At 60.0% G+C, this 13548-nt stretch carries 11 protein-coding genes; 3 read left to right on the top strand and 8 right to left on the bottom strand.

The features are described 5' to 3' along the window. Positions 1 to 158 precede the first annotated feature (158 nt). Positions 159 to 1796, bottom strand: a complete 1638-nt coding sequence (locus J0663_RS14055) for a GMC family oxidoreductase (protein ID WP_207240942.1) — start codon at positions 1794 to 1796, stop codon at positions 159 to 161. A 191-nt stretch (positions 1797 to 1987) separates the two neighbouring features. Here J0663_RS14055 and J0663_RS14050 point away from each other — a divergent pair, with 191 nt between their 5' ends. After that, positions 1988 to 2890, top strand: a complete 903-nt coding sequence (locus tag J0663_RS14050; protein WP_207240941.1) for a LysR family transcriptional regulator — start codon at positions 1988 to 1990, stop codon at positions 2888 to 2890. Positions 2891 to 3154: 264 nt separating this feature from the next. Here J0663_RS14050 and J0663_RS14045 read toward each other — a convergent pair whose 3' ends face one another. Together J0663_RS14045 and J0663_RS14040 are read right to left on the bottom strand one after the other, a co-directional pair. Then, complete coding sequence (locus J0663_RS14045) at positions 3155 to 5659, bottom strand: CoA transferase (RefSeq protein ID WP_207240940.1); 2505 nt, start codon at positions 5657 to 5659, stop codon at positions 3155 to 3157. A 31-nt stretch (positions 5660 to 5690) separates the two neighbouring features. Beyond that, positions 5691 to 7370 (bottom strand): GMC family oxidoreductase, encoded by a 1680-nt coding sequence (locus J0663_RS14040; RefSeq protein WP_207240939.1) that lies wholly within the window; start codon positions 7368 to 7370, stop codon positions 5691 to 5693. 156 nt (positions 7371 to 7526) lie between these two features. Here J0663_RS14040 and J0663_RS14035 point away from each other — a divergent pair, with 156 nt between their 5' ends. After that, positions 7527 to 8432: a LysR family transcriptional regulator gene (locus J0663_RS14035; RefSeq protein WP_207240938.1), complete on the top strand. Its 906-nt coding sequence runs from the start codon at positions 7527 to 7529 to the stop codon at positions 8430 to 8432. A gap of 178 nt (positions 8433 to 8610) precedes the next feature. Here J0663_RS14035 and J0663_RS14030 read toward each other — a convergent pair whose 3' ends face one another. Continuing rightward, a complete protein-coding gene (locus J0663_RS14030; RefSeq protein WP_207240937.1) occupies positions 8611 to 9588 on the bottom strand; it encodes an SDR family oxidoreductase in 978 nt (325 codons plus the stop codon). An 82-nt stretch (positions 9589 to 9670) separates the two neighbouring features. On the opposite strand from J0663_RS14030, the gene J0663_RS14025 reads away from it, so the two are divergent. Further along, positions 9671 to 10057, top strand: a complete 387-nt coding sequence (locus J0663_RS14025; RefSeq protein WP_064709443.1) for a winged helix-turn-helix transcriptional regulator — start codon at positions 9671 to 9673, stop codon at positions 10055 to 10057. 46 nt (positions 10058 to 10103) lie between these two features. On the opposite strand, the gene J0663_RS14020 is transcribed toward J0663_RS14025, so the two are convergent. The 4 genes from J0663_RS14020 to J0663_RS14005 all read right to left on the bottom strand — a co-directional run bounded on the left by J0663_RS14020 (position 10104) and on the right by J0663_RS14005 (position 12907). Then, complete coding sequence (locus tag J0663_RS14020) at positions 10104 to 10730, bottom strand: HD domain-containing protein (protein ID WP_311043610.1); 627 nt, start codon at positions 10728 to 10730, stop codon at positions 10104 to 10106. 81 nt (positions 10731 to 10811) lie between these two features. Further along, complete coding sequence (locus J0663_RS14015) at positions 10812 to 11231, bottom strand: cupin domain-containing protein (protein ID WP_207240935.1); 420 nt, start codon at positions 11229 to 11231, stop codon at positions 10812 to 10814. A 24-nt stretch (positions 11232 to 11255) separates the two neighbouring features. Next, positions 11256 to 12008 (bottom strand): SDR family oxidoreductase, encoded by a 753-nt coding sequence (locus tag J0663_RS14010; RefSeq protein WP_207240934.1) that lies wholly within the window; start codon positions 12006 to 12008, stop codon positions 11256 to 11258. A gap of 62 nt (positions 12009 to 12070) precedes the next feature. Continuing rightward, positions 12071 to 12907: an alpha/beta fold hydrolase gene (locus J0663_RS14005; protein ID WP_207240933.1), complete on the bottom strand. Its 837-nt coding sequence runs from the start codon at positions 12905 to 12907 to the stop codon at positions 12071 to 12073. Positions 12908 to 13548: the final 641 nt, after the last annotated feature.

Below are 13548 nucleotides of genomic sequence, written 5' to 3'. Positions count from 1 at the left end.
GTCGACATCCTTTCTGTGTTGTCAGCCGCCGCCCAGTCATGCGCACGGGGTCGGCAAGTTCCCGCGCTTTGCAAACTCCGAAAGCAGGCAGGAGCAATGTGGCGGAGCCTTCTCCGCCACAGAGGAACCAGTTCGTAAGTGATTGCTTGATTTGGGGTTCAGCCTGCCGCAACCTGCTGCACTTCCGTCAGCCCGTGCTGCGCACGGATCAAATCGGCGGCCCGCTCTCCGATGACGACGCAAGGTGCCATCGTATTTCCGGTCGTGATCCGCGGCAGGACTGAGGCATCCGCGATCCGCAGCCCCTGTATGCCGTAAACCTTGAGCTCGTTGTCGACGACCGACATGCTGTCGCGACCCATTTTGGCGGTGCAAGCCTGATGCCAGTAAGTGACTGCCGACTTGCGAATGAAGTCGATCATTCCGGCTCGATCGCGCGTGCCGGGTGCTGCCTCCCTGCTCACCATTGGGGTGAAAGCCGCACTGTTGCCTATCTCTCGGCATAGCTCGACTGCAGCCAAGGCCGCGACCATGTCTTCCGGCTCACTCAAAGAATTTGGCTCGATGTAGATTGGGTCGTTTACCTCAGGACCGCAAAGGCGAAGCCGTCCGCGACTTTTTGGCTGCGCAAGCCCGGCAAACATTGTCCAGCCATGTTCCGGAGTTGCAATCTCCGCCTCGGCAGGCGCGGGAACGGGGAACTCAAGCTGGCATTGCAGAATATCGGGATGGCTGATGCGAGCATCGCTTTTCCAATAAAGCGTCGCCTCGCAGCCACCACCGCCAACATCCTGCGGCTCGCGATACGCCCAGGTGCAACCGAATGCGAGGTGGTCCTGGTGATTACGACCAACTCCGGGAAGATGCTGGACAACGGCAATGCCATGCGGGCGCAGTTCATCTTCATGACCAATGCCGGATTGCATCAAGACTTTCGGCGTATGTATGGCCCCGAGAGACAGGATCGTCTCATGGCGAGCACGAAACTGGCGGCGCCTCCCGCCGACCAGAGCTTCAACTCCGACGACTTTCCGCCCCGCGAACAGGAGCCGCGTCACAAGTGCATCCGTCAAAATCGTCAGATTCGGCTGTGTTATCACAGGACCGATGTAGGAACGGAAGACCGTCTCACGCTTGCCGCCCTTGATTCGCAACTCTGCGATGGCGGCGCCGCCAGCGCTCTCCATCATCTCACCGTTGGGGCTGTCAAAGACCGGAATTCCTGCCATGCCGGCGGCGTCGATAAGCGCCCGGGCGATCGGCTGCGGCGCGTCTGGCTGAGCGACATGAACGGGCCCTCCTTTTCCTCGACGGAGCGGATCAGGCGTTCCCTTCCAGTCTTCGATGCGACGATAGTAGTCGAGAACCGACTTGTAGCCCCAACGCTCGTCACCTGACTCGGCTGCGAAGTGGTCCCAGTCCTCCTTGTGGCCCCGTGCCCACACCATCACATTGATGCTCGACCCGCCACCGAGCCCCTTTCCCATGCTTAGCGGCAGGCGCCGGCCTTCGAGGCCGGGGGCCGGTTCTCCGATGAAGCCCCAGTCCCGCTCCGTTCCGAGATTGAGCGGCCAATGTGCAGGGTTCGAGACGCTTTCGGCCTGGTCATCGCCTCCGGCCTCGATCAGCAGGACGCGCGCCTGACCGTCTTGCGCCAGACGGGCAGCGACCACCGATCCGCTGGTACCGGCGCCGCAGACGATGAAATCGAAATCACTCTGTTCGCCTGAACGCTGTCCACCGCGGCTTCCGCGCTGGTCGGCGACATCTCCGTCAGAGAGCCTTGTCTGTTCCATTTCCGGGTACTCCTCTTAGCTGTGGCCCGGGCTAGCTACCGGCTTTCAGTTTCAATTACAACAAAAATATCAAATTTATCAATTTCGCTGGATCAAACTTTTGAGAGTGCCGAGTTGTTAGCCATTTGAGAGTTGATGATTGACAGGGTAACCGGGACAAAGAGGGATGAGGAATTTCGATAAGAGGGACAATGACGCGATCTGTACTAGCGGACCTGGATGCGGTTCTCAGCATTGCCCGCCACGGCTCCTTTCGGGCGGCGGCGCTGGAACTTGGAATGTCCACCACCGCAATGAGCAATGTGATTGGCAAGCTCGAACAGCGCTTGGGTATCCGCCTGTTTAACCGGACGACAAGAAGCGTCTCGCTTACCGAAGCAGGACAGAGTTTTGTGGAGCGGGTGGGTCCGGCGATGACGGACATCCATGATGCCATGCTGGCCGCACAGTCGCTGCAGGCGACACCTTCCGGCACCTTGCGTATCAACACCTTCGCATCGGCAGCGCGGGAGGTAATCGTGCCCCTTGTCCTGTCGTTCCTGCGGCGCCACCCCCAGGTGCATATCGATCTGGTGACGGAAGGGCGGCTGGTCGACATCGTCGCCGGCGGATTCGATATCGGCATAAGGCCGGCAGACCTCGTGCCAAGCGACATGATCGCCATCTCGCTTGGATTGCCGCGCCGACACGTGGTCGTCGCCTCGCCGGATTTCCTGCGCTCGCACGGCCGCCCCAACGTGCCGGCCGATCTCTATCGGTTCCGCTGTATTCGGGCGCGTCTGCCCAACCACGCCATGTTCCGCTGGCGCTTCGAGAAGGAGGGAACTGCCTTACAGATCGATGTCCAAGGGGCAATCACCCTCGACGAACCGAGCCTGGTCCGTATTGCCGCACAGAATGGGATCGGACTTGGATACGTGATGGAGGCGGATGTGCGCGAGGATATCTCTGCAGGTCGGCTGGTGTCGGTTCTCGATGACTGGACCCCGCCACTTGCGCCGCTCTGTCTCTATTACCCGGGCAGGAAAAACCCACCTGCAGCGTTCAGTGCCTTCATTCAGGCCGCAAGAGAGTTCGCGAGCTCAAACAGTTAACGGTAAGCGGTGTTTTCCTCCGACATTGACCAGGCGCGACAGGTCGTTCCCATAACTACCGGTGCGAGATGGATGGTATGATGCGCCAATTGCGATCGTTGGCAACAAACCCCGTATTACCCGGAAAGGGCCGCCAGCGGTCTGACTGCATCCCGAATGCAAGAGACAAAAGCGGCCAGTCCGCGGCGGTTTGCCGAAGTCCGCAATCCGCCCGAAGCGGCCGTATCCAATTCCCGCCTCGTGGCACACGCTCGCTCCTGCAACTCAACTCGGAAGGTATTCACCACTCCAGGTCTCACTTAGCGTCCGGTTGGCAATGAGCTCATCGACGTCCGTGTCGCTAAGGCCGAGCGCCTTCATAACTTCCCGTGTCGACGCACCGTATTTTTCCGCTGACATCCGAGCGTAGATTTCGCTGTGGGTTGGTCTAACCGCGTATGGATCGAGATGGGTGACCGTGTGGCCGCTCGGATGATCCGCATAAACCGAGAAGGAGTAGCTGCCGCGCTCCGTTCCAGGTGTGCCGTCGGCAGGCCAAGCGGTCGCGACGCGGATCGTCTCAATGTTCTCGCAGATCGCCGCGCCGATATCTGCGTTTTGAAAGCGTTCTATCCAGACCTTCGCTGATGCGGTGGCGAGGATGGCGCTCAGTCCATCACTGCGCTCGTGTTCCGTCATGTCGGCCACTGCCTCCAGCCCTTCTATGCTCCTGAAGCGCGACAGGTCCTTCTCGGAGGCGGCGAGCACGATCCAGCGATCCTCCGCTCTGTAGAGGTGATGAAGCGCGTCGTATCCGCGAGCGGCAGGCCCGGAAGGTTCGTCGAATGGCGCGCGGCCCTGATAGTCGAAGCAGAAGGGTATCTGCGCCAGTCCGCTCAACGCTGAGAGCGATGTCCGCGCGCGGCCGACCCTTCCAGTCATCTGTTTCTGATAGAGGGCGGCGGCCACGCCGAGCGCTGCACCGAACCCGCACATGACGTCGATCGTGCCGACATGGGCGTGTTCCTCCGGCGTCTCCATCGAGCCGCCGAACCTGAGCATAATGCCGGTCGCCGCCTGCACTAGGTCATCGTAACCGAGATAGTTGGTCCGCGGTCCCTTTCGAACGCCGCCGAAGCAGTCCAACTGGCAGAAGATGGCATCGGGATTGAGCTTCTTGAGACCCTCGGCATCCAAGCCTTTCGACTGCACCTGGCGGTCGGTGGCGTTCCAGACCACGACGTCGACTGAACGAACGAGGTCTTCGAACAGCTTGCGCCCGTCCGGGGACCCGATGTCGAGCAGCACCGACTTCTTGCCGCGCATATGGGTCATGCCGAAGATGACGGTGTTCCAGCAGTCGAACAGCGGGGTCGCCGGGTCGATCTTGATCACCTCGGCTCCGAAACGCGAGAGGTACGAAACTGAATGCGGGCCGGCGATGACGTTGCAGAGATCGAGAACCCTTATGCCTTCAAGCCAACCTGACTTCTTCACGCTTGCGGCGACGACTTTCGGAAGCGAGGAGGATATTGCGCGCAGGTTCGATATGGCCTCGTCGAAGTCGACCTTTCGCCGGGGCGTCGGCGTCAGCATGGCCTCGCCGCTCTCCTCAAGCCAGGCCATCGGACCTGGCTGGATCATCTTCCCATAGACCGGGTCTTCAACTTCGATCATCAGGCCCGCCATGTCGGCATGGTCGTCGCTGATCCACTCCTGCAGCCACCGATGCGGCGCACCTGGGAACTGCCCCTTGCCGAAGATGCGTTCCCACTCCTTTGCCGTCCGTGTGAGGAAGACGGCCTTCATCCGCTCGGAAATCCTGTCCGCCCAGAACTTGGGCAGGGGATAGACGCCGAGCGACACGTCCGACGACCACTCCGAAGCCGGGAGATAGGTGTCGGGCTCTTCCTGAAGCCCTTCGGCGACGAGTTCGTCGTAGATGCCGAGCGTCTGCAGGCATCGCTTGGCATGGAACTTGTGGCTCGGGCAGACGACATAGAAGCTGCGGCCGTCCTTGCAGGGATAGCTACGGTAGAAAGGGTCCAGGAATGCCTGCAGGTCGTCATATGTGACGTCCATCGGCAGCCCTTCGCTTCGGCGTCTTTCGATCTCCCTTTCGCGCTGGGTCTGATAGCGCAGCGGATAGTCCTCGATCTTGATCGAATTGTAGCACAGGCCTTCCATGACGGCGCTGGCGAGCGGGACTTCGATCTGGTCACCGCGCCCAGTCTTCACGCGAGCCTGGAGCGCGAGAGCCGCTGCGGACACGGCCAGCATCGTCCCGTAGGCGGAAGCGAGCGGCAGCGGCGAGAAGGAAGGGTTCACGCCCATCAGCACGCGGTTCAGCCCCATGTCGGTGAACACGCCGGAGGACGCCGCGATAACGGATTCGAAAGCCCGCCATTCGCGCCGCAGCTCGTCATTGGAGGCGAAGCCGGGGATCGAAACGGTGATGAGTTCAGGTCGGGCCTGTTGCAGGGCGGCGAAGTCGATGCCGAGGCGTTTCATGACGCCGGGGCGGAAGTTCTCAATGACGATATCGGCCTCGGCGATCAGCGCGAGCGCCTTTGCCAGACCGTCCTCGGATTTCAGGTCGAGTTCCACCAGCAGCTTGTTGCGGTTCAGCGTTGCGTTGGCAGGGCTGGCCCAAAGGGGACCGTTCGGCGGGTCTATGTGAATGACCGTCGCGCCGAGATCGCCAAGGATCATGGCGACGGCCGGACCCGCAATGTACTGTCCGAAATCCACGACCTTGACTCCGTGAAAGGGAAGAGCCTCGCGTTTCATTTTCTACCTCGGCGAATTCGGAATGATGTGATCAAGCACGGCGCGCGGAGCGGGCGTCTTCAATGATGAAGCGTGCCGCCTTTTCCGCGATCATGAGCGTTGGTGAATTGGTGTTTCCGCTGACGATCGTCGGCATGACGCTCGCGTCCACGACCCGGAGGCCATCGACGCCGAAAACGCGGAGCCGACTGTCCACGACCGCGGTCTTGTCTGAGGCGACCCCCATCTTGGCCGTGCCGGCCGGATGGAAGATGGTGCTTGCGATGTCCCCGGCGAGCTTGAGAAGCTCGGCGTCCTTCTCGTATTGCGGTCCCGGCTTCCACTCCTGCGGCCGATACTTTGCCAGCGCGGGTTGGGAGGCGATCCGTCTCACCTGGCGCAGGCTTGCCACCGCGACGTTGCGATCCTCGTCCGTGCTGAGATAGTTGGGCTTGATCACGGGAGCGTCCTCCATTCGGCTCGAACGGACACGCACCGAGCCCCGGCTCGTCGGATTGAGATTGCAGACGCTGGCGGTCAAGGCCGGGAAGCTGTGCAGAGGTTCGCCGAATGCATCCAGACTAAGGGGCTGGACATGATATTGAAGGTTGGCGTGCGGTCGGGATGGATCGGATTTCGTGAACGCGCCGAGTTGTGACGGCGACATGCTCATGGGGCCCGTTTGTTTCAGGGCATACTCCAAGCCGATCATCGCCTTTCCGACGAGGCTGTTTGCCATGGTGTTGAGCGTCCTGGTACCGTCGACCTTGTAGACCGTTCTGATCTGGAGATGGTCCTGGAGGTTCTCACCCACTCCCGCCATGTCACGCAGCACGGGGATGCCATGTCCCTGCAGAACGGCCGCGGGACCCAGACCCGAAAACTGCATGATCTTGGGAGTGTTGATCGCGCCCGCGGAAAGGATCACCTCGGCGCGCGCACTGAACTTCGTCGCGCGACCGTCGCGGACGATCTTCACCCCTCGGCAAGCGGGGCGACCGGATGCGCCTTTTTCGAAAATCAGCCCGTAGACATGAGTCTCGGTCACGATCTGAAGATTCTTGCGACCCCGCGCTGGTCTGAGGAATGCCTTTGAGGCGTTCCAGCGCCAACCGGAGCGCTGGTTCACCTCGAAGTAGCCGACACCCTCGTTGTCGCCGCTATTGAAGTCATCACTGCGTGGAATTCCCGCCTGGACCGCAGCCTCGGCAAAGGCTTCCAGGATGTCCCATCGGAGGCGCTGCTTTTCGATTCTCCACTCACCGCCATGGCCGTGCATGTCCGAGAAACGGCTGTTGCCTCCCGTGGCGGGATCGGCACCGAAGTCCATTCGATAATGATCCTCGTGTGCCTTGAAGTCTGGAACGACGTTCTCCCAAGACCAGGCATTGTCACCCGTCGCCATGGCCCAGGCGTCATAATCACGAGCCTGCCCGCGCATGTAGATCATGCCATTTATCGATGAGCATCCACCGAGAGTCTTGCCCCGGGGATAGCGGAGTGACCTTCCATTGAGGCCCGGATCGGCTTCAGTGCTGTAGAGCCAGTCGGTCCGAGGATTGCCGATACAGTAGAGGTATCCGACGGGTATGTGAATCCAGGGATAATTGTCCTTCTTCCCAGCTTCGAGAAGCAGGACCCGCTTGGAAGGATCGCGACTGAGGCGATTGGCTAGCAGGCAGCCGGCCGTACCCGCGCCAATAATGATGTAGTCGAATGTATCCTCAAGCATGATAGGGAAACCCAGATATCCACCGCCGAATAAGCGGCCTCCTCACGGGTCATATCTGCCACAAAACACGTTCACGCGGTATGTTGGAAAATCTCATGTCGCCATTACTTTTTTCGATGGTAATGTCCGAGGAGTTCATCGCCTACGGGAGTTTTTATGCGTGGTATGCCGCCTCTCAAAGCCCTCCGTGTATTCGAGGCATGTATCCGGTTGGGAACGTTCACAGCGGCTGCGCGCGAACTCAACGTCGGCCAGCCCGCGATCAGCCATCAGATTCAAGCATTGGAAAACGACCTGGGCTTGACGCTGTTCGAGCGGAATGGCGGGGTTATCAATCCAACCGCCGAGGCACTTGCGTATCATGCCAGAATCGCGTCCGCCCTGACCGACATCGCCATGGCTACACGTTCGTTGCGAGAGCGCGCCAGCGGCCCCAGCCTGACACTCGGCACCTATCCCGGTCTGGCCATGTTCTGGCTGATGCCGAAGCTCGCGAACCTGCGGAGTAGCGACAGCGAGCTGTCCGTCAGGGTCGTGACCGCCGAGCGTGACGAGCACATCTCATTGGACAGCGTCGACTGTGCGATCCTCTTTGGAGACGGCCGGTGGAATGGGATGGAGGCCAGAATGCTGATCCCCGAAGTGGTGGTGCCAGTCGCGGCTCCGTCGGTCGCCGCGAAGCTCGCCTCCCTCTCAAGAGAGGACATCTTCGGACAGGGGCCTCTGATCCACCTCGAGGACCCGGAAAGGCGATGGTTCAACTGGGATGATTGGAAGTCGCACCGCGCTCGAAATGCGACAGTGGCCTCTGCCGGCATCAACGTGTCCAATCACGGCATAGCCATCCACGAGGCGCTCATGGGTCATGGCGTCACACTCGGATGGCGGGGTGTTATCGATGACTTGGTGTCGAATGGCTTGCTTGTCGAAATGGACGACGAGCCGCTGACATCCGAGCGCGGCTACTATCTTGTCGGACCGGGGGACTTTATCAAATCGCGCCTCGGGACCGAGCTTCTGACGGCGCTTACTGCCGAAGTTTCTCTAGTTTCGCCGAAATAGCACGGGGCTTCTGCCGCCTGGAATAGGGCGGGACGTAGGACCGGCCGAAACCTCGTTGACGTCTCCTATTGGCGCAAAGCGGTCATATTGCTGCTCTTGATGGGAGCCGAACCTCCCCGTCATTCTTCGTCCGAAGCAGCTTCGCATTCGCCCAATCGACACCAAAAATGCGGTGGCGTTAAACCGAGCTTACGACGCCATAACGAAATAGACTCCGGGCCGTATCGATGATGGTTTCCTCCTGGCGTCGAGGACGCCATCCCAGCACTCGCATAGCCTTCTCGCTGGTGCTCCGGCGAACGGGCGCGCTTGCTACCTTTTCCATCTCCGGTGTTTGCACAATCGAAGCGAGTTCGCCCAACTTCTCCCTGAGGGTCTTCGCGATATCGAAGAGCGTGACGACGTCGCCGCTCACAGCGATGAAGCGCTGTCCCCTAGCCGCCTGCGCCGTCATCGCAAGAATGTGGAGGTCCGCCAGGTCGCGGACATCGACCGTGCCGAAGCTCAAGCCAGGCAGGGGCGGAGCGCCTTCGAGTAACCGTTTGATGAAGGCGATCGAAGCAGAAATGTGCGGCCCCAGAACCGGCCCGAAAATGCCCACCGGGTTGACGACCGACATTTCCAGAGAGCCGCCTTCCCTGTCGATGAAGTCCCAGGCGGCTCGCTCGGCAAGGACCTTGGATTTGATATAGGGCTGCACATCTGGTCCGTTCGGGTCCGTCCAGTCCTCCTCGTCAAAGACTGTGTCGTAGTTGGTGTGGCCGTATCCGATGGCTGCAAAGGAAGAGGTCAATACGACACGCTTCACGCCGGCGTCTCTGGCGGCGCGCAAAACGCGCAACGTACCGTCACGCGCCGGAACGATCAGTTCATCCTCGTTATCGGGAGCTTGCTGTGGAAACGGCGAAGCCACATGCAGTACATAGTCGCATCCGCTAACGGCAGCGGCCCAGCCATGATCAACAGTCAGATCGGTCTGGCTGAAAGAAAGCTCCTGGTCGGATTCGGCACCACCATTGCGCACCATCGACCGAACTTCGGCTTCGCGCCGGGCGCTCCGTATTGTGGTACGAACCTGATGACCTTCCTTCAGAAGCTTTGCGGCGACGTGGCTGCCGACAAAACCAGAACCACCTGTGACCAAAATCTTGCTCATTACATCACTCTGATTGTTTGCTTTACCGCAACATCGAGCTGTTATATGGAATTATCAAGTAGGATGGATTTTCGGACCCAGTATGAAAAATCAGACCATTGAGCCACGTGTCTACGACGAAGACGAATGCGCCGGATGTACAGGCCCGGAGCCGATCGATATCCTGCGCTTCCAGCGAGCCATTCGCGCCATCACGGGCAAGTGGAAGATCGAAATCGTCTGCATCCTGGTCGAAGGGCCGCTCCGGTTCGGCGAATTGCGCCGACGGCTACCGGGGGTAACCCAGCATATGCTGACTGAACAGCTGCGAGATCTCGCCAACAACGGCATCGTGATCCGCAACGCCTTCGCGGAGATTCCGCCGCGTGTGGAATATGAGCTGTCGCAGGCCGGCATCGACCTGATGCCGATGCTCCGCGAGATGCGCGACTGGATGCTCAAATATGAGCATCAATTGACAGCCCCCTGACCGGCTACCGGGAGGAGGCTGGCGGTCGCAGAGCCGCAGCAGACCCTCATTCGTCGAAGGGGGCGTTCAGGACGAGATCCACGACCGAGGGAGCTTCGTAGCCCTGAACGAAGCGTTCGCCGAAATCCCGCGCGAAGTTGTCATATGTCGTCTCTGGATTCCTCTCGATAATGCAGCAAAAGCACTTCGTCATCTTTCGCTTCATTCCCAGTCTGGGAAACTCCGAAACGATCCTCGCCATCTCGGCAGGGGGAAGAGCGTCGTAGCGCCAACCGATGACATCGAGGCCGATTCCAGCGGTGCAGAGCGCGACCTCCGGTTCCTTGTACAGACCGATCGAAGGCGTCGAGTTGAGAGCGACGCTGTCCCAGATCAGTTGCGCGCGACGACCATCGACACCGCTTTGAGTCGCGAATGTTCGCGCAAGATCCGCTCCTTTCACCTCAAAACGGCGGGGTCCGGCGAACCTTTCGTTCAGCGTGATGTCGTGGAGCAGTGTCCCGACGGCAACGACTTCCGCATCGTGGCCGATGCTATCGATCTGCCCAAGCCGCGCCGCGAACAGCCAGGAACGGATTACGTGGTTGAACAGATAGGGCTCGCAGTTTTCACGCGCGTAGTCGATCGCCTTGTTTACGAGCGGTGTGTTGGGAACGGACACGCCGGCAAGCATCCGACTGGCAGTCTCAGTCATGGTCTACTCCGGTTCTTGCTGGATGGGGCCGCCCGCTGGATGGCGAGCGGCGGCTGCAGGTCACTTCCGATCCGGGATGGTCAGCACCTTCTCGTCGGTATTGACGACGAACACCGCCAGCAGTTTAGACGGCTCATTGTCACTGGCATTTGCACTGACTCCGTGGTGGTCGCCCGGCAATTCCGTGAAGCTCTCGCCGGCCTTGAAGCTCCGAACCGGCCCTCCGTTGATCTGGCTCTTCACGGCGCCTTCCAGGACCGTCGCATAGATGATCGCCGACTTCGCATGCGTGTGTGCCGGAGAGTAGCCGCCGGGACCATATTCGACGAGAACGCCCCGAATGCTTTTGCCGGGCACATCTGGCAGCGCATGCTCGTAGACAAGCGTAATCTTTGCGTTCTTGGCGCCTTGCACATCATCGGCGAATGCAGGCACAGCGTAGCCGGCAGCCAAGAGCAATGGGAAAAGATAGTATTTCATCGGATATCCTTGAAGTTGCAAGCGTCAGGTGGGTCGGTGGCCGTGCAGCCAGTCGTCGAGCGAGATGCGACCGAGTCTCGCTTCGCCAAGCGGCACCAGCGACGTCTCCACGACGGTGCCGCCGAAATATCGCGCTTGCGGTTCGCTCACGACGCGTCGGCCGTCGCCGATCGCCTCGAGATAGCGCGCAATGATCCGGTCGAAAGGCGCCCGGTCGGGGCCCGCGATATCGAAATGCTTGCCACGCGGAGCGCCGGTAGCCGTTTCTGCCATGATAGCTGCCACATCGTCCGCGGCAATCGGCTGGAACAGACCGTCCGGCAGGCGGACGGTTCCATCGACAACACTGGTATCGGCGATGGCGCCGAGGAATTCCATGAACTGGGTGGCGCGCACGATGCTGAAGGGAATGCCCGAGCCTTCGACAAGCTTCTCCTGTGCCACCTTAGCCTGGAAATAGCCATTGTCGGGCATGCGGTCTGTGCCGACGATCGACAGAGCCACATGGTGGCGCACACCAGCCGCGCGTTCAGCCGCCAGCAGATTCCGGCCTGAGGTTTCGAAGAAGGTGAGCACCGCCTGTGGTTCGAACGAGGGCGAGTTGGCAACATCGACCACCACCTCCGCGCCGGCAAGGGCTTCCGAGAGCCCTTCGCCGGTGAGCATGTTGACACCCGTGCTGGGCGAGGCGGCGAACACTTCGTGACCCGTTTGGCGCAGCAGAGTGACGGTGCGCGACCCGATCAGTCCGCTGCCGCCGATAACGACGATTTTCATGAACTTGTCTCCATTGAAACGCTGGCGAGAGGCCGGCGTCCCGGACGCCGGCCTCCACTGACTCAAGCCTTCACAAAGGCCAGGAGATCGGGATTCACCACATCGGCATGGGTCGTGCACATGCCGTGGGGGAACTTCTCGTAGACCTTCAGCGTGCTGTTCTTCAGCAGCTTTGCCGACATAAACGCGGAGTCCGCGATCGGCACGATCTGATCGTCGTCACCATGCATAACCAGGGTAGGTACGGTGATGATCTTCAGGTCTTCCGTGAAATCGGTCTCGGAGAAGGCCCTGATGCCGTCATAATGCGCCTTGGCGCCGCCCATCATGCCCTGTCGCCACCAATTGTTGATGACGGCCTGGATCGGCTGCGCGCCAGGCCGGTTGAAGCTGTAGAAAGGACCCGACGGCAGATCGACGTAGAATTTGGAACGGTTGTCGGCCAGCGCCTTGCGCAGTCCGTCGAAGACATCGATCGGCAAGCCGCCGGGATTGGCTGCCGTTTTCACCATGATCGGGGGGACCGCACCGATAATGATCAGCTTGGCGACCCTGCCTTGCGGCTGCCCGTGCTGGGCCACGTAATGCGTCGCCTCGCCGCCGCCGGTGGAGTGGCCGATATGCACGACATTCCTGAGGTCGAGATGCTCGACGACCGCTGCTGCGTCGGCGGCATAATGGTCCATGTCATGGCCCTCGCTCACCTGTGCCGAGCGCCCGTGCCCGCGCCGGTCGTGCGCCACGACGCGATAACCGTGCTGCAGGAAGAACAGCATCTGCGTGTCCCAGTCATCGGACGATAGCGGCCAGCCATGGTGGAACATGATGGGCTGGGCGGTCTTCGGACCCCAGTCCTTGTAGAAGATCTCGACGCCATCGCGTGTGGTGACGGTGGCCATGCTTTGGTTCCCTTCAAAGATTGAGTTTTGGGCTGGGGTTGATTGGGCTGCGGCCGGCGAGCTCGGCAATAGGGCCAGCGTCGTCGCTCCGAGCCCAAGGGCAAGCAGGTCGCGTCGGCCGGGATCGGCCAGTTCATGTGATTTGGTTTCTGTCATCGATTATCCCCGTATCCGTTCATGGCGGACGATTGTTATTCGGCTTGCGCCGATGGATGGGTGATCGTTTTGGTTCACAATTGGCGGCTAAAATGCCAGTGAATCCACAATCAATTTTCGGGAATCCCTTCAAATCTCACCAGTAAAATTCGTCTTAACTTAATTGTATCTACATATTTCTCCTTATATCCGCAAAGCAGAGAATCTTTATTATATGTATACTCAGCATACCCTGTGCTACATCTGCATCCTTGAGTATTTTTTACAAAGCGGCAAGTAGGATGGATATTGTGACTTGGTCTGGAGAACCAAACCATTGGCGAGTAGACCAGTGGTCTCGCCATGCGATTTCTCGAAACAGCTCCTCGCACCCGCGGCCTCGCCGCTCCGTTTCGCTCACGGCAGAGCCATCCCTGTCAATCTGCTCTGAGATCCGCCAGAGGCGCGCGGCAAGCTCGGTATCTGCCGCTCAAGGCTTCACGCCC

This window comes from Rhizobium lentis (assembly GCF_017352135.1).
Lineage (GTDB): Bacteria > Pseudomonadota > Alphaproteobacteria > Rhizobiales > Rhizobiaceae > Rhizobium > Rhizobium lentis.
This window is presented reverse-complemented; position numbering and strand designations above follow the sequence as displayed.

Excerpts from the sequence above, each read along its gene's own strand:
- J0663_RS14055 (WP_207240942.1), bottom strand. The coding sequence starts at position 1,796 with ATGGAACAGACAAGGCTCTCTGACGGAGATGTCGCCGACCAGCGCGGA.
- J0663_RS14050 (WP_207240941.1), top strand. The coding sequence starts at position 1,988 with ATGACGCGATCTGTACTAGCGGACCTGGATGCGGTTCTCAGCATTGCC.
- J0663_RS14045 (WP_207240940.1), bottom strand. The coding sequence starts at position 5,659 with ATGAAACGCGAGGCTCTTCCCTTTCACGGAGTCAAGGTCGTGGATTTC.
- J0663_RS14010 (WP_207240934.1), bottom strand. The coding sequence starts at position 12,008 with ATGAAAATCGTCGTTATCGGCGGCAGCGGACTGATCGGGTCGCGCACC.
- J0663_RS14025 (WP_064709443.1), top strand. The coding sequence starts at position 9,671 with ATGAAAAATCAGACCATTGAGCCACGTGTCTACGACGAAGACGAATGC.
- J0663_RS14005 (WP_207240933.1), bottom strand. The coding sequence starts at position 12,907 with ATGGCCACCGTCACCACACGCGATGGCGTCGAGATCTTCTACAAGGAC.
- J0663_RS14040 (WP_207240939.1), bottom strand. The coding sequence starts at position 7,370 with ATGCTTGAGGATACATTCGACTACATCATTATTGGCGCGGGTACGGCC.
- J0663_RS14035 (WP_207240938.1), top strand. The coding sequence starts at position 7,527 with ATGCGTGGTATGCCGCCTCTCAAAGCCCTCCGTGTATTCGAGGCATGT.
- J0663_RS14030 (WP_207240937.1), bottom strand. The coding sequence starts at position 9,588 with ATGAGCAAGATTTTGGTCACAGGTGGTTCTGGTTTTGTCGGCAGCCAC.
- J0663_RS14020 (WP_311043610.1), bottom strand. The coding sequence starts at position 10,730 with ATGCTTGCCGGCGTGTCCGTTCCCAACACACCGCTCGTAAACAAGGCG.
- J0663_RS14015 (WP_207240935.1), bottom strand. The coding sequence starts at position 11,231 with ATGAAATACTATCTTTTCCCATTGCTCTTGGCTGCCGGCTACGCTGTG.